The sequence below is a fragment of the Pseudomonas sp. Ga0074129 genome (genome assembly GCA_001465025.1).
Taxonomy (GTDB): Bacteria; Pseudomonadota; Gammaproteobacteria; order Pseudomonadales; family Pseudomonadaceae; genus Aquipseudomonas.
In genome coordinates this window covers 127,648-148,285 of sequence record LNDO01000057.1, presented here as the reverse complement: position 1 = coordinate 148,285, position 20,638 = coordinate 127,648, and the positions used below count along the sequence as shown (strand labels likewise).

Genomic DNA, 20,638 nt, shown 5'->3' with positions numbered 1-20,638 from the left:
AAAGCGTGCCGTTTTACTTGACCCACTTGAGCCTCCTCTGGTTTACCAAATGGTGGCAGGTGCCTGGCAGATCCCCCGGCCGCAGCTTAGGAGTCAGATCACTGTCATTGACGACCAACTGTTGCGCCCCCTCGGTACCGGCCTCGAGCCGGTCCAGACCGCTCTTATGCCGAGGGCTATTGACCTTCGACTTGATGCCAATAAGCACCATGTCCAACAGCGCGTCGAACTCTGCTTCACCGTAGGTGTCCCGGCTGAATATCTTCAGGCCTTCAGCGCAGTAGAAAAATGCACGCTGACTCTGGAAATGCTCGCCGCAGGAGTCTGAGTCCATCAGCTCGTCCAGCGTCAGATCATCTCCGGTTAGCTCGGAATAGACCTTCAACAATTCTTCGACGTAGATCTGCTCCTGTGCTGTGGGCGTGTCGGGTGCCAAGGGATCATCACCGCGCTCGCCCTCAAAACCGAACAGCTCGAAGTGCGCCTTTTGATCCAGCGCATGCCACTCAAGGATGTCTCGCGTCTGGCACTCCAAAATGTTCTTGAAATCGAAGGCCATCACTAGCTGTTCGATTGCCGGGGTTAGCTCTTTAGCCCGCCCCTTGAGCCCGGTCTTTTCCGCTCTCCAGTCATCCAGCAATCGCTGCTTGAACTCGTCGGGCTTGCTCAGAAGGTTGTGAAGGTCGTTGCCCACGCCGCGTGGCGCGCAGAGGTAGTAATACCGTGGCGCAGGATATGTCTTCGCCTCCAAGTGCTTGAAAAACTTGATCAACTCTTTGAAAACATCGGTGGGCATCAAGGCATGGTCGTAATGTTTGCCTTGAAAAAGATCCCACTGATGCTCAGACAAAGCTGGAACCAGGCGCGCTTCGACGTCACGCCCGCCATCTCCTGCACCGCCCAACTGCTTGACGAACACGTACTTCGCGCCGTCGCCTAAAGGACGGTTGCGACAAGCGTTCTCAATGAGCTTTTCCCACTGGTCGGCGTGAAAAAGTAAGACCTGCGATGACGGCGGAATGACACCGCGCTTGACCGCAAAGCCATTCTTCCGCTTCGGTTTCTGAGGTGGATTGGTTTCCATACCGTCGGCCCCGCATTTTGGTCAGAGGCTGACGAACCTCCATATTCACGTAATCGGCACATACTCGGCTCCAGAGCTGGTCCAACTTGCGCCGTTTTAGTTATCCAGACCGATAGTGCCATATTCTGAGAGTGCGGTGATAACGAGCGGTTAGATACTCTCAAGATCTGACCCTGATGACTCCGTGAACACGCCACATACTCTGCATTTCCAAACAGTCAACTGAACTGCCTTCTTCCCCGAAACAACAAGATACGGCCAACGAGTCGCCGAAGGTTCCCACATTCTCAAATATCCGCAAGCCACTGCCCTGTATAGAAGAACCAATGCGCTTTAGATAGGCGAACTGCTCACCGCGCCGTGAGGCGACGAACGCAACCATGGCCCCCTTCGCTCGGTCCAGAACTGTCTCACTGGGTATCTCAGTCTGCTCTAACAGCACAAGATCACCATTCCTGACGACCGGATAGCCACTATCCTCGATGATACGTGCGGCGAGCAGCGGCCTGTCGAGTATGGAGCAACTGTCGACTGAGCGAGCTTCATTGGCCCCGTCCTGGGACACGTTGTCATAGAAAACCCCAACGATGGGAAGTACACGGACTTTATTTCGCGGCAGCGTGAGAGCAGGCGCCACTCTCTCTGTGCCCGACTGGTCACAGGCCAAGGTCAGTTTCGAAGAGTCGCTCTGATCCGAATGGTATCGACGTGCCAACACACTACTTCCGTACAGTGCGATGACGGGGCCGCCGTTTTTCGCTTCGCCAGAAAGCGAAGCAGCCACTATCTGACCAGGCAAAGCCAGTGAACCAAGGCTTGAGCCTCGGATAGCGAAGAGAGCGATTTCGCCCAAACTATCAAATGAGAAAGTGGCGGACTCCGCCTCGACTGCAAGGGCGTCTGCACGCGTACGAGCGCTAAAATCGCCTAAAACGCGAATGGGCTTCTTATCGAGAAGAATGGCTGGAGGGGCTGATGGCGGCGCGACGAAGAAAAGATCTTCGTCCTCTCGCGTGAGGCGCCCCATGAATCGCGCATAGGACGCACTGCCGCTACGCAAAAGTCGATCGACCTCGTCAAAGGCTTTGTCAACCTCTCCTGCATCGTACGGCGTGACGTCCCGCAAGTTGTGGTGAGCCTTATTGATTATCAAATAGAACTCAGAACCCGGCCGTAACGACCTACAGTTCAGCAGACGCTCGAACGGAACCTCATTGAACGGCCGCTCACCGCCATTGCGGGCGCTACTGATGTGGCCGATCAGATCAGCAAGAGTCGGCTTGTAGATGAGCATCGGATCAGCAGCCAGCAGGTCCCACAGGCGATTCTCAATGTGTAGCCGCACTCGTTCCACGAACTCCTGTGCCTTGCGAACGTCCGATTCGTCCTCAAGCCAAACAGCACGACGCTCAAACACCTCCTCCACTGCAGGCGTAAGCGCAGCTGTGTGGCGCGAGGATGAAATGGGGCTGATTTGAAGCATCGTCCACGATGGAGAACCCGATGAGAGTTTCGGTAACCGACTTTTAACCGCGGCGATAAATCGGTTGTCGTTCGAGGTGATAATGGGAGCCATACCTGCCTCGACAAGCTTTGGAATAGCTGCGGCCAGATTCTCTGTATTGATCGGATCGAAGTAGGTCTGTGGATCGTCTAGCTGTAGAACCTCGAGAGCCCCTGCGCGGTCACGAATACGCTCCCACAAGCTGAAAACAAACGCCCATACGCAAGCTCGCAGATGTGAGGAATTCATCACTTCATGAGCGTGCACTCGCAAGGATCCAAGCCCAGCGTAAAGCCCTACGCCTTGAGCCCTCGTAGGATCGAGGCCGATGTAGGTTGGCCCCCCGACGTAATGCGGCCGATAGATGATGCCCAACCAAGCCGTCGTCCTTTCATCAAGCACCTTTATCAACCCCTCAACCTGGTGACGGACGAGACCAGGTAGCCGAGTGAATTCTTGGACTGCCGCCGCCGCTCGCTGCAACAACTGGTGCCGTTTACGCGCTTTTACCCAGCTCTGTCGAATGACTTCAATTTCGTCCAGTTGACGTAGCAGCGCGATTATGGGCTCAGCAGATGTAACGGCTTGCTGCAGCGCAATGACCTGATGCCTAAGCGGAGCCTCTGATATCTCAGCCTGCTCTCTTATCACGTCGGCACGGTCGAACAAACCAACTCCAAAGTAGCGCTGTGTGATCAGCTTGATCTGATCCTCACTCAATTGTCGATGAAGAGAGAGTGTTAGAGCCGCCTGCAGGTTGGCAAATCTGGTGGCGAGCGAAGAGGCTCGAAACTCGTGCGGTAGCTCGATAACCTCGGTTTCGGGGAAAGTAGGCAGAGGATTCGCCTGAACCGCCATATCCCACACTGTCGCTGCATTCTGTTTTATTGGGCGCAACTGCGTGCTGAAGGCAGCATCCTGCAAAAGTTCGCTCACGTAGGCGTCTCGGTAGAGACCCAGTAATGACGCACGAGGTTTTGTATCGACGAACGGCCTAAGACTAGAGGGAAGGTCTTCCAGAAGCTCGCTTGCGGCATCCCGCTGCCAATCCTGCAATGTTTTCGTGGCATCGGTATGCGCTAGGGCGCTAGCTTTCAGCGCTTCAGCCACCTCCTTGTCCAACAATGCATCTGGGGGTACCTGGGCAAGATCTGAACCGCAGACAGGGCAGTCGCCTAGCGGCTCCTCAGGGTGATTGCGGCGATGCCATTGGGAGACCATCGCGTATAGCTGCCACCGTGCGGCCTCTTCCTTTTTCTGTTGGCGGGCCACTTGTTCAACAGCTCTTTCCCTCAACTCCTCGAGCTTCGCAATAACAGCGACCCGATCTACCTCTTCAATTTCCCCCAAGCGTTTGAGTGTCTGGACAGATGGGAGGGCCCCAATTGCAATTGAACCAAGACGCTCCTTCGCGGTACCTAGAACGGTTTCAAACGCTACAGCCTGGTCTTTGGTTTTCAGTTGTACGGAAGCAGCAAGGATGGCATCAATATCCCTCTGCCCTTGCTGGCGAAGCTCCTCCAAGTGAGAAACCGACGATTCAATTGCGGCCTTGCAGCTTTTATCTATGGTCTCTTGCGCCGGGGAAAAGAGTTCGGGCAATTGACCAAGCGTATCCGCCTGGATCTTCCAGGCTTCTTCAAACGTGCGTTTGCTGGTGGAAAAGCGCGTGAAGGCAACGTCTGTATCAGCCTCAGCCTTATCGCTATCTTCCCCTAATAAGCGTCGGACCAGACGCTCTGAGCGCCTGCCAAGATCCTGCAGTGGCCTCAATCCGGTTAGCTGGGCTATCGCATCCGCGAAAGTCGTTTTTTCATCGAAACGCATAGTCGCGGCTATCGCCGGCATCAATGTGCCTGCCTCGATGGCCCATTGTGGGAGACCAAGCTGTTCGAGGCCGGTACTTTGGATTGAGAGAGCACCCTTAGGGCTACGTTTGAGCTCTCGCTTTACCACGATCTCTTGGCCAGAGCTTTCCCGCAGAGTTAACTCCACCGAAGTGTCACAGGCAGGCTTGTCCTGCAGCGTGGCTAGCTCTTCTGGAGAGGGCAGCGGAACAATCGGAGGAAGAGATAACGAGCGAGTAGAATCAGCGGAGTTAGGATCCTCACCATCCGATACCGACAGCAACTCGACGGCTATCGGCTCATGTACGGCCGCTGGCTTGTGCTGGGAGCGGTGTGCCTGGCCAGTCAGACACCACATAATCGCGCTTTGAAGTGCCGTCTTGCCGGCACCGTTAAATCCCCAGATGCAGGTTACATCGCGGTCTAGTTCAAGCGACAAGGAGTCCGGCGCTTGACCGTTGGTGCCACAGTGCCGGTGCAAGCCGGCGAAGCGATGCGCTTTAACTTGGGTGATGCGCCACCGCGGGCGTTTGAGCGCGGACACTACAACCTGTGCGCTACGGACAACTGGCTTAGGCGCCTCCAGAGCCAGCAGCAGTTGGTCCACTTCTGTGCTCGAGAGCGGTTTCTGCTGTGGCCAAAGATCTCGGCGGGATGCGTAAAATCGGAAGGCCGCCTGCGCATCTTCGCTATTGAGAAGGAAGTGTCCAGCATTCTGAGGAAGAGTGATGGGCCTGCCCGATGACAGCGCGTCGACGATCTCGTCAAGCGTGCTGGACTCCAACTCAAGGGCTGTATCAGCTTGCTGGTGAGTTTGCTCGGCTGGCATGTTTTTTTCCTTCCTTGCGTCAATCGGCGGGTTGGCAGTCAAGATTGACATCCGCCTTACATCCCGTAGACCACGCCAAGCAGATGCAAGCATCAAGCTTGATACTGCTGAATATTGGGTCATCCGAGCAGACACGCGCAACCCAGTTGGCGGGGATCACAGAGTAAGCGTCTGGCCAACACACCTCCCTGATCCCTCCAGCTAGCGGCATGGTGTCCACCTGTTTTTGGTGGACACCATTTCAAGCCCCTTGCGGAGGATCTCCCGTGCCAGGCCAACGCCGCTCCTATCCCAAATCCTTCAAGGCCCAGGTCGTCGATGAGTGTACCCGACCCGGCGCCTCGGTTGCCGGTGTAGCCTTGAACCACGGCCTCAACGCCAATCTCGTGCACAAGTGGATTCGCCGCCAGCAGGCACAGCTGCCCGCTGTACCCTCCAGTTTTATTCCGATTCCTCTCGTCCCGAGCCTGCCGGCTACCCCGAGTGCGGCCGACATGGCCATCCAGATCGCCATTCCCCATCGGGCTGGCAAACTGTCGGTACAGTGGCCGGGCAACGATCCTGAAGGCTGCGCCCGCTTCCTGCGCGAGCTACTGAAGTGATCCGCATCGAGCGCATCTGGCTCGCCACCGAGCCGCTGGACATGCGCGCCGGTACCGAAACAGCGTTGGCCCGGGTGGTTCAGGTGTTCGGTGCGGCGCAGCCGCACTGCGCCTACCTGTTCACCAACAAGCGCGCCAACCGGATGAAGGTGCTGGTGCACGATGGCTTCGGCATCTGGCTGGCCGCTCGCAGGCTCAATCGAGGGCGCTTCGTCTGGTCGGGCAACTGGCAGGGACAGCAGTTGGAACTCAGCCCCGAGCAGTTACAGGCCCTCGTGGTCGGCCTGCCTTGGCAGCGTCTTGGGCCTGATGCCGAGATCAGGCTCCTGTAGCCGGGGTGCAATTAGGCCAATGGCCTATCGCCGAGGGGGCCGACAATCCGCACACTCGGCGCCATGAATCCTGCCGCTTTCGATCATCTGACGCCTGAGCAACTGCGCCAACTGGCCGCGCAGTTGAGTCAGCGCGTCGATCATCTGGAAACGCTCAACCAGCGGTTGAACCACGAACTCGCCGTGCTGCGGCGCCACCGCTTCGCCCGACGCAGCGAGCAGCTCAATGCCGACCAGCTCAACCTGCTGGACGAGATGATTGAGGCCGACATCGCCGCCATCGAGGCAGAGCTTGAAACGGCCCGACCAGAGCCCGCCAAGCGCGAGCTACGGCAGCAGCCCAAGCGAGCGCCGCTGCCGGCCGAGCTGCCGCGCACGCTGATACTTCACGAGCCGGACAGCACCCAGTGTGCCTGCGGCTGCCAGCTCAAGCGCATCGGCGAAGACGTCAGCGAGAAACTCGACTACACCCCGGGCACCTTCACCGTCGAGCGGCATATCCGTGGCAAGTGGGTCTGCGCCACATGTGAAACGCTGATCCAGGCCCCAGTGCCTGCGCAGGTGATCGACAAGGGCATCCCGACTGCGGGGCTACTGGCTCAGGTCATGGTGGCCAAGTTCGCCGATCACCTGCCGCTGTACCGCCAGGAAAAGATCTTCGCCCGCGCCGGGCTGGCCATCGCGCGTTCCACGCTGGCGCAATGGGTCGGCGCTTGCGGCGTCCAGCTGCAACCCCTGGTCGATGCCCTGCGCGACTGCCTGCTCCAGCAGGACGTCATACTCGCCGACGAAACCCCGGTGCAGATGCTCGCCCCGGGCACAAAGAAGACCCAGCGGGCTTACGTCTGGGCCTATGCACCCAGCCCCTTCGCCGACCTCAAGGCCGTGGTCTACGACTTCAGGCCGAGCCGGGCCGGTGAGCACGCGCGCAGCTTCCTGGGCGACTGGCAAGGCAAACTGGTCTGCGACGACTTCGCTGGCTACAAGGCCAGCTTCGAGCAAGGTGTGACCGAGATCGGCTGCATGGCCCATGCACGGCGCAAGTTCTTCGACCTGCATGCTGCCAACCAGAGCCAACTGGCCGAGCAGGCCCTCCAGTACATCGGTCAGCTGTACGAGGTGGAGCGCGAAGGGCGAGAGCTGCTCACCGAACAGCGACGGCAACTGCGCCAGGACAAAGCTAGGCCGATCATCGATGGCCTGAATAGCTGGATGCTTGGGCAGCGGCAGAAGGTGCCGGAAGGCAGCGCGATCGCCAAGGCACTCGACTACAGCCTCAAGCGCTGGGCAGCACTGGTGCGCTACCTGGATGACGGCAACCTGCCCATCGACAACAACTGGATCGAGAACCAGATCCGCCCCTGGGCCCTGGGGCGCGCCAACTGGCTGTTTGCCGGCTCGCTGCGCAGTGGTCAGCGTGGCGCGGCCTTAATGACGCTGATCCAGTCAGCCCGCCTGAACGGGCACGATCCGTACGCCTACCTGAAGGATGTGCTCACGCGCCTGCCGACGCAGAAGGCCAGCGCCCTGGCCGAGCTGCTGCCGCATAACTGGGTACCCGCCGGCAAGGTGTGATGCCCGTTCGCTTACATCACAGAGCTACACTTTCGTCTTAACCCTAGATGATTCTTCCTCTGCTTCTCGAGAGCCCGAAAGTCTGCATAGGTAACTACAGCAGCTTGGCTGCTGAGCCAGAAAGCCTCCATCAGTTAAGCCAATCTCAATTGGCAACCAATTGGCAACCAGAATGGCCAAATTTCAATTGGCAACCAAAAACGCCAGGCATAAAAAAATCCAAGCACCCGTAAGTGCTTGGATTTTATAGGGATTTTTGGTCGGGACGGAGTGATTCGAACACTCGACCCCTTGCACCCCATGCAAGTGCGCTACCGGGCTGCGCTACGCCCCGACTTTGCTTACAAGTTACTGTAAGCGGTGAATACTTTACAATAAACCGCTGAATTGTGGAAGTTTTTTTACTCCCGCCAGTTTATTTACGAAGCACCAACAGCACATCTTCAAGCTCGGCAATCATCTGCTTGATGAGTTGCTTGTACTGCGTATTGTCATCTTTGGCCTCATCACCTGAGAGTCGCTGACGCGCCCCCCCAATGGTGAAACCTTGATCGTATAACAATGCACGGATCTGCCGAATCATCAGCACATCTTGACGCTGATAATAGCGCCGGTTGCCACGCCGCTTGACTGGATTGAGCTGTGGGAACTCCTGTTCCCAATAACGCAATACGTGCGGTTTTACGGCACACAGCTCGCTTACTTCACCAATGGTGAAGTAGCGCTTGCCGGGTATCGCGGGTAGTTCGTCGTTATGACTTGGTTCCAGCATACGCCTCGACCCTGGCTTTAAGTTTTTGGCCTGGACGGAAAGTCACGACACGGCGAGCCGTAATCGGAATTTCCTCCCCTGTTTTAGGATTGCGACCGGGGCGCTGACGCTTATCGCGCAGATCAAAATTGCCGAACCCCGAGAGCTTGACCTGTTCGTTGAGCTCCAGCGCTTGGCGGATTTCCTCAAAGAACAACTCTACCAACTCCTTGGCTTCCCGTTTATTCAGGCCCAGCTCTTCATACAGACGTTCCGCCATCTCAGCTTTCGTCAGAGCCCCCATACGCTACTTCCTTAACGTGGCGTTGAACCTTGTTTCCAGGGAGGTGAGTATATTTTGCGTTGTAGTACTCACCTCATCGTCATTAAGAGTGCGCGATGGATGTTGCCAGGTCAAGCCAACAGCCAGGCTTTTTCTATGAGGATCAATGCCTTTACCGTGATACACGTCAAATAGCTTGAGGTCGGTTAACCACTCGCCTGCCGCTTCACGAATCGCCCCCAGCAAATCCTGCGCTGGGACATCCCGATCAACCAGCAAAGCCAGGTCACGTCTCACTTCAGGGAACTTAGACAATTCCTGAAATTTCGGCATCAACCCGTGTGTAATCTCACTCAGCACCAGTTCAAACATGAATACGGGCTGATCAATATCCAGCGCTTTGGCCAGCTCGGGGTGAATGGCACCGAAGAAGCCAACCAAACGTCCTTCGCGCTCAATACGGGCGGTTTGACCGGGATGCAGGGCCGCGTGCTCACCGGCTACAAATGTGAAGTTGTCCGCCGCGCCAGCACTGGCCAGCAAGGCCTCAACGTCAGCCTTCACATCGTAGAAATCAACGTTGTCACGCGAATGCGCCCATCCTTCCGGCAAGCGTGTGCCACATACCACACCAGCCAACATAGGCTCTTGCTGCAAGCCTTCCAACTGACCGACGAAACGCAAACCGCTTTCAAACAAACGCACACGCGCCTGCTGACGATTTAGGTTGTGCTGCAGCGCTTTGATCAACCCCGGCCATAGCGAGGAACGCATGGCGGCCATGTCGGCGGAAATCGGATTAGCCAACAACAACGGTTGAGTGCCCGGATTGAACAGCTCAAACAATTTAGGATCGATGAAGCTGTAAGTGATGGCCTCTTGATAGCCACGCGCAACCAGCAGGCGGCGCAGTGCCGGCAACTCAACAGCAGCCTCGGCTTTAACTTGTGGCGCCAGACGCGCTTGCGGATAGCGGACCGGCAAGCGGTTATAGCCATACAGACGACCCAGTTCTTCAATCAGGTCGACTTCCAGGCTAATGTCAAAGCGGTGACTCGGCACGCTAACCTGCCATTCGCCATTACCTTGAGCGATGACGCCCAGGCCGAGCGCAAGCAGAAAACGCTCGACCTCAGCGCCGTCCATGTCCATCCCCAGCATCTGGCTGATGCGCTCGGCACGTAGGGTAATAGGGGCCACGCTCGGCAAGTCATTATTGCTAGTGACATCAATGATCGGACCGGCTTCGCCACCGACGATATCCAACAGCAGTGCAGTGGCGCGCTCCATAGCATTGCGAGCCAATTGCGAATCAACTCCACGCTCGAAACGGTGCGAGGAATCCGTGTGCAAACCATAGGAGCGTGCCTTGCCCGCCACGGCGATGGTGTCGAAGAAAGCACTCTCAAGGAATAGGTCACGCGTCTTGTCACCCACACCGCTGTGCTCCCCGCCCATCACCCCAGCAATGGCCAGAGCACGGCTGTGGTCGGCGATGACAAGAGTATCAGCGCGCAGGCTGACTTCCTGGCCATCGAGCAAAACCAGTTTTTCGCCCTCTTCAGCCATACGAACGCGGATACCACCGTTGATTTCGGCGAGGTCGAAGGCGTGCATTGGTTGACCGAGTTCGAGCATTACGTAGTTGGTAATGTCTACGGCGGCATCGATGCTGCGGATATCTGAACGGCGCAGGCGCTCGACCATCCACAATGGCGTCGGTTTGGATAGGTCGACATTGCGTACAACACGCCCCAAATAGCGCGGGCAAGCGCTGCTCGCCAACACCTCAACCGAGCGCACTTCGTCATGCGTTGCTCTCACTGGAGCAACTGAAACCGGCGAAACCTGAGCGCCGTAGATGGCCCCGACTTCGCGAGCCAGGCCGGCCAACGACAAACAGTCGCCGCGGTTAGGCGTCAGGCCGATCTCGATGCTGGCATCGTCCAGCCCTAAATAAACACGAACATCCTGACCGAGCGGAGCGTCCGCCGCCAACTCCATCAGACCGCTATTGTCGTCACTAATCTGCAGTTCAGAGGCCGAACAGAGCATGCCCTGGGACTCTACACCGCGCAGCTTGGCTTGCTTGATTTTGAAGTCGCCTGGCAGCTGCGCACCAATCATCGCAAAGGGGATCTTGATGCCAGCGCGAGCGTTTGGCGCACCACAGACCACTTGGAAGCTGGCACTGCCGTTGCTGACCTGACAAACGCGCAGCTTGTCAGCATCAGGGTGCTGTTCAGCACTGAGTATTTCACCAACGACGATGCCACTGAATGCTCCCGCAACCGGGGTCACTGCATCCACTTCCAGGCCAACCATGGACAGGCGCGCCACTAACTCTTCACGCGAAACCGCCGGATTAACCCAGCCGCGCAACCACTGCTCACTGAATTTCATACTGTCTGTTCTCCTAAACCAATTCGATATGGAATGCGAAAGGCGCTAGCGAAATTGCGCCAAGAACCGCAGATCGTTATCGAAGAACAGCCGTAAATCGTTGACGCCATAACGCAGCATGGCCAGGCGCTCGACGCCCATACCGAAAGCGAAACCGGAGTATTTTTCCGGATCAATGCCGGACATACGCAATACATTCGGGTGCACCATGCCGCAACCCATGACTTCCAGCCAGCCAGTTTGCTTGCACACGCGACAGCCTTTGCCGCTGCACATCACGCACTGCATATCGACTTCAGCCGATGGCTCGGTGAACGGGAAGAAAGAAGGACGGAAACGCACACCCAACGGTTTCTCGAAGAACACGCGTAGAAATTCTTCGATGGTGCCTTTCAGGTCGGCAAAACTCACCCCTTCATCAATCAACAGACCTTCGACCTGGTGAAACATCGGCGAATGGGTGATATCGGAGTCGCAACGGTAAACGCGGCCCGGGCAGACGATACGGATCGGCGGCTGCTGGGATTCCATGGTGCGCACTTGAACTGGCGAGGTATGCGTGCGTAGCAACATATTGGCGTTGAAATAGAAAGTGTCGTGCATCGCTCGTGCCGGGTGGTGGCCCGGAATATTGAGCGCTTCGAAGTTATGATAGTCGTTTTCGACCTCAGGCCCCTCGGCGATACCATAACCAATGCGCGTGAAGAACTGCTCCACGCGCTCCAGCGTGCGCGTAACAGGGTGCAGGCCGCCAGAGGCCTGACCGCGTCCCGGCAACGTGACATCGATTTTTTCGGCAGCGAGCTTGGCGCTCAGCGCAGCCTGGTCCAGCATGTCTTTTTTGCTGTTCAGAGCATCCTGAACTTTATCTTTGGCGGCATTGATCAACGCACCGGCTTGCGGGCGTTCTTCAGCCGATAGATTGCCCAGGGTCTTCATCACCTGAGTCAACTCGCCTTTCTTGCCCAGATAGTGAACGCGCAGTTGTTCAAGGGCATTCACATCGTCGGTGTGGCTAACGGCCTCAAGCGCTTGCGAGACCAGCACATCCAGATTTTCCATTTACAGACTCCAGATACGAAATAGGGGAAGAGCTTGAAGGCTCTTCCCCTATTGGTGACGTTTAGCACCGGGCGAACCCGGTGATTGTCGGGGACTTAAGCCAGTACGGCTTTCGCTTTCTCGACAATCGCAGCAAACGCCGCTTTTTCGTTCACTGCCAGATCAGCCAGTACCTTACGGTCGATCTCAATGGACGCTTTTTTCAGGCCAGCGATGAAACGGCTGTAAGACAGACCGTTAACACGTGCGCCAGCGTTGATACGAGCGATCCAAAGAGCGCGGAACTGACGTTTTTTCTGACGACGGTCACGGTAGGCGTACTGGCCTGCCTTGATCACCGCTTGTTTGGCAACGCGGAACACGCGTGAGCGTGCGCCGTAATAGCCTTTAGCGAGTTTCAGAATTTTTTTGTGACGCTTGCGAGCGATAACGCCGCGCTTAACACGAGCCATGAGTAATTTCCTCTATCTTGACCGATTAACGAACGCGCAGCATGCGCGCCACTTTTGCTACGTCAGACGGGTGCACCATGGTGCTACCACGCAGTTGACGCTTACGCTTGGTGGACATCTTGGTCAGGATGTGGCTCTTGAAAGCGTGCTTGTGCTTGAAGCCGTTAGCGGTTTTGAGAAAACGCTTGGCTGCACCACTCTTAGTTTTCATCTTTGGCATGTTCGGATACTCCGCATTCAGTTGATAAACATAACCGCAAGGCCTGCCGTGCCCTGGTGGCTACTTCTTCTTTTTGGGGGCGATGACCATTATCAGCTGGCGTCCTTCCATCTTTGGATGCTGTTCAACGGTGCCGTATTCGGCGAGGTCGTTTTCGACCCGCTTCAACAACTCCATGCCCAGCTCCTGATGCGCCATCTCACGGCCGCGGAATCGAAGCGATACCTTAGCCCTGTCCCCATCACTAAGGAAACGTACCAGGTTGCGTAGTTTTACCTGGTAATCCCCTTCCTCCGTCCCTGGACGAAACTTGATTTCTTTAACTTGAACCTGTTTCTGGTTCTTTTTCGCAGCAGCAACCTGCTTCTTCTTTTCGAAGATCGACTTGCCGTAGTCCATGACTCGGCAAACCGGCGGAACCGCATCAGCAGAGATTTCAACCAAGTCCAGCTTGGATTCTTCTGCGATTCTAAGCGCTTCATCAATCGAGACGATGCCAATTTGCTCGCCGTCAGCGCCAATTAACCGAACCTCGCGTGCCGAGATATTCTCGTTGATCGGGGCCTTCGGTGCAGCTCGTTTATCTTGTCTCATATCACGCTTAATAATGATTACTCCAAATCTTGGCGACCACGCCGGGAAACCGCCTGCGCGAGGAATTCAGCGAATTGAGTGACGGGCATTGAGCCCAGATCAGCACCTTCACGGGTACGCACGGCGACAGTTTGCGTCTCAACTTCCCGATCTCCGATAACCAAGAGATAAGGAACCTTGAGCAAAGTATGCTCGCGGATTTTAAAGCCTATCTTCTCGTTCCTCAAGTCAGACTTGGCACGAAAGCCGCTTTGGCTGAGGATTTTTTCAACATTCAGGGCAAAATCGGCCTGTTTGTCGGTGATATTCATCACCACAGCCTGAGTGGGAGCCAGCCAAGCCGGGAATGCACCTTCGTAGTGCTCAATCAAAATACCGATAAAGCGCTCGAACGAACCGAGAATTGCCCGGTGCAACATAACCGGAACCTTGCGACTGTTGTCCTCAGACACATAGCTCGCATCAAGGCGCTGCGGCATGTTCGGATCGTACTGCAGCGTACCGCACTGCCAGGCGCGACCCAGGCAATCGAGCAGCGTGAATTCGATCTTGGGCCCATAGAAGGCGCCCTCGCCCGGCAAATATTCCCAAGGCAAACCAGCGTCATTCAACGCATCCGCCAGAGCGGTTTCCGCACGATCCCAGAACGCATCATCACCAACCCGCTTGGCAGGACGCGTCGACAACTTCATCTTGATATCGCTAAAGCCGAAGTCGGAATACACCTGCAGCGTCAGCTTGATGAAGTCTGCTGCTTCTTTCTTGACCTGCTCTTCAGTACAGAAGATATGCGCATCGTCCTGCGTGAACCCGCGCACACGCATGATGCCGTGCAACGCACCCGAAGCCTCATTGCGGTGACAGGAACCAAACTCAGCCAAGCGCAGCGGCAGCTCTCGGTAGCTTTTCAGCCCCTGATTGAAAATCTGCACGTGACAAGGGCAGTTCATCGGCTTGATGGCGTAGTCGCGACTTTCCGACTCGGTGGTGAACATACTGTCGGAGTAGTTACCCCAATGCCCGGATTTCTCCCACAGCACGCGATCGACCACCTGAGGCGTACGCACTTCCTGGTAGCCATGCTCGCGCTGCACACCACGCATGTACTGCTCAAGCACCTGATAAATGGTCCAGCCATTCGGATGCCAGAACACCATACCCGGCGCTTCTTCCTGCATATGGAACAAGTCAAGGCGCTTACCCAGCTTGCGATGGTCGCGCTTTTCAGCCTCTTCAATACGCTGGATAAAAGCCGCCAACTGCTTCTTATCCGCCCAGGCCGTGCCGTAAACGCGCTGCAACTGCTCGTTCTTCGCATCACCGCGCCAGTAAGCGCCAGACAACTTGGTCAGCTTGAACGCCTTCAGGAAGCGTGTATTCGGCACATGCGGGCCACGGCACATGTCGACATATTCTTCATGGAAGTACAGACCCATGGCCTGCTCGTCCGGCATGTCTTCAACCAAGCGCAGCTTGTAGTCCTCACCACGCGCACGGAACACATCAATCACCTCAGCGCGCGGCGTCACCTTCTTGATGACGTCATAGTCCTTTTCGATCAGCTGCTGCATGCGCTGCTCGATGGCTGCCACATCATCTAGAGTAAATGGACGCTCAGAGGCAATGTCGTAATAGAACCCATCATCAATGACAGGACCGATTACCATTTTTGCGGTCGGGAACAGCTGTTTAACGGCATGCCCAATCAAATGCGCACAGGAGTGACGAATAATTTCGAGCCCTTCCTGATCTTTTGGCGTAATGATTTGCAGGGTCGCGTCACTGTCTATCAGGTCACAGGCATCTACCAACTTGCCATTGACCTTGCCTGCTACCGTAGCCTTAGCAAGGCCCGCACCAATAGATTGCGCCACCTCAAGTACGGATACCGGATGATCGAACGAACGCTGACTGCCGTCGGGAAGAGTAATGATGGGCATGGCGCCTCCTCTCCTAGTGGTGACCTCTACCAAAGGCCACATGGGTTGGGATGAGCCAGTAAGCGATTCAGCGGTAAATCTGCCATACAGAAGCAGAGGCATGTGAGCCAAACCAAAACCGAACCACAGTCACTGGAGGTTTAAACAGCTACGAACCGCATAGATGCTTGCAGAAAGCCGGGCTTACTTACAAGAACCCAATAAAAAAGGGCCGCCTAAGCGACCCTTTTTCTACCAAATCTGGTAGGCACGATTGGACTCGAACCAACGACCCCCACCATGTCAAGGTGGTGCTCTAACCAACTGAGCTACGTGCCTACGATGGGTGCGCATTCTACGGCGGCGCAAAAAAGTGTCAACCTATTTTTTCGCTAACTGCCTGAATAACTGAAATTTTTACTGTTCTAGGCGGCGTTTAATATTTCGCACAGGCCACTAGCCGAGCTTTTTTAACTCAGGTAGCATCCGCTCATTCGTAAAAAATAAAGAACAGAGGTTGCAAAATGGCGCACACAGCTTACCCCCAATCTTACTATGCGGCCTCTGCCAACCCGGTACCGCCGCGCCCCGAACTTAACGGCGACGTCGAAACCGACGTGTGCATTGTGGGCGCGGGTTATACCGGGCTGTCGACGGCAATCTCGCTGTTGGAACACGGCTTTAAAGTCAGCATTGTTGAAGCCGCTAAAGTCGGCTTCGGCGCATCAGGTCGCAACGGCGGACAAATCGTCAACAGCTACAGCCGCGATATTGATGTCATCGAGCGCAGTGTCGGCCCCAAGCAGGCCAAACTGCTCGGCGACATGGCCTTCGAGGGCGGACGTATCATTCGTGAACGCATCGCCAAGTACAACATCCAGTGCGACTTGAAAGACGGCGGCGTGTTCGCAGCCAACACCCACAAGCACATGAAGCATCTGGAATCGCAGAAAAAACTGTGGGAACGCTATGGCCACACCCAGCTCGAACTGATGGACGCCAAACGTATCCGCGAAGTGGTAGACAGCGACGCTTATGTTGGCGGCATGCTGGACATGAGCGGCGGGCATATCCATCCGCTTAATCTGGCGCTGGGCGAAGCTGCAGCGGTCGAAACCCTAGGCGGGGTGATTTACGAGCAATCGCCGGCCATTCACATTGAGCGCGGCGCGAATCCTGTGGTGCATACGCCCAATGGCCGCGTTAAAGCTAAATTCGTGGTCGTCGCTGGCAACGCCTACCTAGGCAACCTGATTCCGGAACTGTCAGCTAAATCGATGCCATGCGGTACCCAGGTCATCACCACAGAGCCTCTTTCTGATGAGCTGGCCAAAAGCCTGCTACCACAAGATTATTGTGTTGAAGACTGCAATTACCTGCTGGACTACTACCGTCTTACCGGCGACAAACGTCTGATCTTCGGTGGCGGTGTCGTCTACGGCGCACGTGACCCGGCCAACATTGAAGCGATTATTCGCCCGAAAATGCTCAAAGCCTTCCCGCAACTTAAAGATGTGAAGATCGACTACGCGTGGACCGGCAACTTCCTTCTGACCCTGTCGCGCCTGCCACAAGTCGGCCGTCTGGGCGACAACATTTACTACTCACAAGGCTGCAGCGGTCACGGCGTGACCTACACGCACCTGGCAGGCCGCGTGCTGGCCGAAGCCCTTCGCGGTCAAGCAGAGCGCTTTGACGCCTTTGCCGACTTGCCGCACTACCCATTCCCAGGCGGTCGCTTGTTCCAAGTGCCATTCAGTGCAATAGGTGCGTGGTACTACACCCTGCGCGACAAACTGGGCGTCTAACTAATCCGGCAGAACTAAAACGGCACCCTTGGGTGCCGTTTTGCGTACAGGCTCATCAACACATGATTATTAAAGCGCAGCAGTAGGCCATACCCGATGCGCTGCCCTTAACGCTCGCTGCGCTGCCTCACTGCGTCCCTGCTGCTGCAAATCACGCGCCGCCTGGACCCAGGTCGACTCAACGGGTTGCGCAGGCAGTTGACTGGCCGGCTGGATCAATACAGCCCAGCGTCCCGCCCCAGCCCACGCATCATCAAAACTTGCAAAACGGGTACTCCAGCGCCGACTGTTGCCTGAACGCAACAACAAGGTTCGCTCCCGCTGGTCGTAACCCACCAAAATCGCAAACTGCGACCCAGGCCCTGCAAACAGACGATCCTGCATGACTAGCACGGGGTTCCCCGCAGCCACCTGCTGCAGCAACGCATCCAAACGCCCTGGCAACGGGTACACAAGCAGATCATAAGAGCGCGCTACGGTTTCAAGGGCCGCTGGCGCGCCCTGCCCCTTGGCCAATTTTTCAATACGCTCATCGACCAATCCCGGGCTACTGATCACGCCATGATGATTGAGTAACGCCGCCAAAGCCGAAGCACCACCCTGAGCATCGCTGAGTTGAAAAAACGGCACATCAGCCAACTCGACACGCTCAGGTAAACGCTTGGTCTCAGGCAACAACTGCGGGCCACCGACGCACCCAACGAGCAAGAAAAACAGCACAACCGGCACAAGCTTGACTACGCGCGCATACTGAAACATCACTCACCCACTGACTTGTTTGTGACGCAGAGCATAACGGCGAAGCGCTGTCAGCCCTAGCGCAAGTTACTGCCAGCTGCTTGCTTCGTCAGCAATTGTCTTTCGGGCGGATTGCCGGCAACTGCACTTATGAGAACCTGCTAAAGCTGACTAAGATTTGGCCAACATATAGGCCCGAAGCATCGTATGCGACGCAGACAGCCGCCCTTTTTACAACTCCGCAAAGCCACCTGCCTGCAGACGGCGCTCGACAGACCTGAGCTACTGCTCAGCCTTACTAAAGGCTATCGCATCAAAGACTATCCCGCTGTAACTACCAACGAATGAGCATTCAACCGCCAAGCTTCAACTGACATGACGAATCAGCTCTATATCCCCTCAGCGAACGCGGCCTTAGGCATCATAAGCCTAGCGCTCGCCTAAACCACAGGCTCGTAACAGCGCTATACTCCAAGAGCTTTCAACGCTGATTGTTTGCTTTTCAAAACAGAAGTGCTTCATCGAAGGAGTGCAGAGTGGATGTAATCCAACGCAACAACGTTCATCAGCTGCCACACATAAATCCAGATGCGCCCGTATTGCTTTACGCCCATGGCTTTGGCTGCAACCAAGATATGTGGAGGCACCTCACGCCAGAATTCTCCTCTAGCCACAGACAAATTTTATTTGACTACGTCGGCAGCGGTAAATCGGATGCTCGTGCCTTTGATCCGACCCGCTACAGCTCACTTCTTGGCTATGCTCAAGATCTGATAGAGGTCTGTGATGCTTCGGGCCTTACGAGCAATGTCACGTTCGTCGGCCACTCGGTAAGTTGCAGCATCGGTATTCTGGCTTCAATAAAGCGCCCTGATATTTTTTCACAAATGATTCTTGTGGGCCCCTCACCTTGCTTTTTAAATGACGCACCAAATTACTTGGGCGGATTTGAGCCCGCCGATCTTCATGCTTTGCTGGAACTCATGGATCAAAACTACATTGGCTGGGCCCAATACTTTGCGCCCGTAGTGACTGGCTCAGACTCCGACAACGCGTCAACCATGCAGCTGTCCGATAGTTTCTGTTCGACCGATCCTGTTATGGCGAGGCTCTTTGCCAAAACAACTTTTTTCTCTGACATTCGAGAAGATTTACCGCACTGCACTACGCCCTGTTTGATTTTGCAGCACCGCAGAGATTCCCTTGCACCCTTACACGTCGGGGAATACCTAAGAGAACATTTGCAAGGCAGCGTTCTAGACATCATGGATGTTGCAGGACATTGTGCACACATGAGTCACCCGCAACGGGTCGCAACAGCAGTGCGGCAGTATCTATCGAGGAGTGAAGGCATTGTTCAATCTTGAGCGTTTGCCCTGCCCCTTGTTAGTAACAGACTGTGATGGACAGATACTGCACACCAATAAAGACTTTATAGCATTGATAGCATCAGAAGCCCACGAAAGCATGGATCACTACTTCCCGCCTGCCAGCCGCATTTTTCTTCAGACTTATGCCTGGCCAATGCTGCTTAAAAATGGAGAATTTACTGAAATATATATGCAGTTACTGGCAACCGACGGACAATTAATACCCGTCATGACAAACGCCCGCGTGAGTGAACTCGAAGGAAAAAGAATCGTAATCTGGCTATTTTTTGTAGCCAAGGAGCGCCAGCGATTTGAAGCAGAGCTACTTAAGTCCCGGCAACATGCCGAAGCGACCGCAATGCAACTTGCCAAAGTCAATGCCGAACTAGAGCAAGCCAATGCTCAACTGTCTCAGTTCGCTACAAAAGCAAGAGCTGATGCAGATCAGTTTGCCCACCTCAGCCTTACCGACCCTCTAACAGCGCTGGGCAATCGGCGTGCGCTTTCTCTGAGTATTGAGCAGTGGCTTAACACCGCCAGCGAAGACTCATTAGGCAGTTTGCTACTGATTGACATCGACTACTTTAAGAAGATAAACGATACTTTCGGACACAGTGAAGGCGATCGCGTACTGTGCGAACTGGCAAAGCGATTGTTAGAAAGTGTTCGCACCCATGATAGCGCCATACGTTTTGGCGGTGAGGAGTTTGTCCTATGGTTGCCTTATACCGATCAAGACGGGGCCAAGCTAACAGCAAAGCGAGTGCACGAGAACATCTCGGAAAAACTTGTGGCTGATAAAAAAATCACAGTTAGCATCGGTATATCTAGCTTCGCCGCGAAGGAAAAAGAACCCGAGAAGTTCTTGGAAAAGCTACTTAAAAGTGCTGATGCAGCGCTTTACGAAGCCAAGGCCAGTGGACGCAACCGGACAGTTTGCGGCAAAACAGCTTAACGTAACTGACATCAGGCATAACCACAGAAACCAACAGCCTTTTAGGTTCTGTAGCATTCCATATAGCTTTACAGCCCGCTGCTGACGACCCCTTACTTAAGAGCTCATTTGAAATTTGGAAAACGCACAGCCTTCGCCAGTCCATTTAGAAAAATACTTCTGCAAACCATTTCCCAGTCAAGATCTTTGCACACAACTTTCCTCACCCAATCCTCACTTATTAGTTTCACCATTACTCACTTGGATTTCCAAGCAGCCAAGTGAGTAATATCCAACGATTCACACCCTCTTCATAACAATAACACCAAGC

At 55.3% G+C, this 20,638-nt stretch carries 17 protein-coding genes and 2 tRNA genes; 6 read left to right on the top strand and 13 right to left on the bottom strand.

All coding sequences use genetic code 11. The features are described from left to right. Positions 1-13 precede the first annotated feature (13 nt). Complete coding sequence (locus AUK77_RS05975) at positions 14-1,084, bottom strand: ABC-three component system protein (RefSeq protein WP_296127167.1); 1,071 nt, start codon at positions 1,082-1,084, stop codon at positions 14-16. A 160-nt stretch (positions 1,085-1,244) separates the two neighbouring features. Continuing rightward, complete coding sequence (locus tag AUK77_RS05970; protein ID WP_296127166.1) at positions 1,245-5,264, bottom strand: ATP-binding protein; 4,020 nt, start codon at positions 5,262-5,264, stop codon at positions 1,245-1,247. A gap of 266 nt (positions 5,265-5,530) precedes the next feature. Here AUK77_RS05970 and AUK77_RS05965 point away from each other — a divergent pair, with 266 nt between their 5' ends. From AUK77_RS05965 to AUK77_RS05955, 3 genes are all read left to right on the top strand, one after another. Next, positions 5,531-5,866, top strand: a complete 336-nt coding sequence (locus AUK77_RS05965) for a transposase (protein WP_296127164.1) — start codon at positions 5,531-5,533, stop codon at positions 5,864-5,866. Further along, entirely contained in the window at positions 5,863-6,198 is a 336-nt protein-coding gene (gene tnpB / locus AUK77_RS05960) for an IS66 family insertion sequence element accessory protein TnpB (protein ID WP_003241496.1), read from the top strand. Before AUK77_RS05965 ends, tnpB begins: the two co-directional genes overlap by 4 nt. Positions 6,199-6,261: 63 nt before the next feature. Further along, positions 6,262-7,773: an IS66 family transposase gene (locus tag AUK77_RS05955; RefSeq protein ID WP_296127162.1), complete on the top strand. Its 1,512-nt coding sequence runs from the start codon at positions 6,262-6,264 to the stop codon at positions 7,771-7,773. A gap of 257 nt (positions 7,774-8,030) precedes the next feature. Here AUK77_RS05955 and AUK77_RS05950 read toward each other — a convergent pair. From AUK77_RS05950 to AUK77_RS05905, 10 genes are all read right to left on the bottom strand, one after another. Next, a tRNA-Pro gene (locus AUK77_RS05950) sits at positions 8,031-8,107 on the bottom strand. 81 nt (positions 8,108-8,188) lie between these two features. Continuing rightward, positions 8,189-8,545, bottom strand: a complete 357-nt coding sequence (locus AUK77_RS05945; RefSeq protein ID WP_108489042.1) for a MerR family transcriptional regulator — start codon at positions 8,543-8,545, stop codon at positions 8,189-8,191. Continuing rightward, complete coding sequence (gene ihfA, locus AUK77_RS05940; protein ID WP_003243414.1) at positions 8,526-8,828, bottom strand: integration host factor subunit alpha; 303 nt, start codon at positions 8,826-8,828, stop codon at positions 8,526-8,528. The genes AUK77_RS05945 and ihfA overlap by 20 nt, the downstream gene beginning before the upstream one ends. Before the next feature lie 3 nt (positions 8,829-8,831). Beyond that, on the bottom strand, positions 8,832-11,210 hold the full coding sequence (gene pheT, locus AUK77_RS05935) for a phenylalanine--tRNA ligase subunit beta (protein WP_296127160.1): 2,379 nt from the start codon (positions 11,208-11,210) through the stop codon (positions 8,832-8,834). A gap of 45 nt (positions 11,211-11,255) precedes the next feature. Further along, positions 11,256-12,272, bottom strand: a complete 1,017-nt coding sequence (pheS, locus tag AUK77_RS05930) for a phenylalanine--tRNA ligase subunit alpha (protein ID WP_296127158.1) — start codon at positions 12,270-12,272, stop codon at positions 11,256-11,258. Between the two features lie 95 nt (positions 12,273-12,367). Beyond that, entirely contained in the window at positions 12,368-12,724 is a 357-nt protein-coding gene (gene rplT / locus AUK77_RS05925) for a 50S ribosomal protein L20 (protein WP_040069108.1), read from the bottom strand. A 25-nt stretch (positions 12,725-12,749) separates the two neighbouring features. Further along, complete coding sequence (gene rpmI, locus AUK77_RS05920; protein ID WP_079202156.1) at positions 12,750-12,944, bottom strand: 50S ribosomal protein L35; 195 nt, start codon at positions 12,942-12,944, stop codon at positions 12,750-12,752. A gap of 60 nt (positions 12,945-13,004) precedes the next feature. Further along, positions 13,005-13,556 (bottom strand): translation initiation factor IF-3, encoded by a 552-nt coding sequence (infC, locus tag AUK77_RS05915; RefSeq protein ID WP_296127199.1) that lies wholly within the window; start codon positions 13,554-13,556, stop codon positions 13,005-13,007. Then, positions 13,556-15,478 carry a threonine--tRNA ligase gene (gene thrS / locus AUK77_RS05910; protein ID WP_296127156.1) on the bottom strand — a complete coding sequence of 641 codons (1,923 nt, stop codon included), beginning with the start codon at positions 15,476-15,478 and terminating at the stop codon, positions 13,556-13,558. Before thrS ends, infC begins: the two co-directional genes overlap by 1 nt. A 241-nt stretch (positions 15,479-15,719) precedes the next feature. Then, positions 15,720-15,796: transfer RNA gene (locus AUK77_RS05905), tRNA-Val, on the bottom strand. Between the two features lie 185 nt (positions 15,797-15,981). On the opposite strand from AUK77_RS05905, the gene AUK77_RS05900 reads away from it, so the two are divergent. Beyond that, positions 15,982-17,265 (top strand): FAD-binding oxidoreductase, encoded by a 1,284-nt coding sequence (locus AUK77_RS05900; RefSeq protein WP_296127154.1) that lies wholly within the window; start codon positions 15,982-15,984, stop codon positions 17,263-17,265. Between the two features lie 69 nt (positions 17,266-17,334). Here the strand turns inward: AUK77_RS05900 and AUK77_RS05895 are convergent, their stop codons facing one another. Further along, the gene (locus AUK77_RS05895; protein ID WP_296127152.1) at positions 17,335-18,024 is read right to left on the bottom strand and encodes a peptidase C39 family protein; all 690 of its coding nucleotides are present in this window, start codon (positions 18,022-18,024) and stop codon (positions 17,335-17,337) included. A gap of 515 nt (positions 18,025-18,539) precedes the next feature. Between AUK77_RS05895 and AUK77_RS05890 the strand changes: the two genes are divergently transcribed. Together AUK77_RS05890 and AUK77_RS05885 are read left to right on the top strand one after the other, a co-directional pair. Further along, positions 18,540-19,370, top strand: a complete 831-nt coding sequence (locus tag AUK77_RS05890) for an alpha/beta hydrolase (RefSeq protein ID WP_296127150.1) — start codon at positions 18,540-18,542, stop codon at positions 19,368-19,370. Continuing rightward, positions 19,357-20,328, top strand: a complete 972-nt coding sequence (locus tag AUK77_RS05885) for a GGDEF domain-containing protein (protein ID WP_296127148.1) — start codon at positions 19,357-19,359, stop codon at positions 20,326-20,328. Before AUK77_RS05890 ends, AUK77_RS05885 begins: the two co-directional genes overlap by 14 nt. Positions 20,329-20,638: the final 310 nt, after the last annotated feature.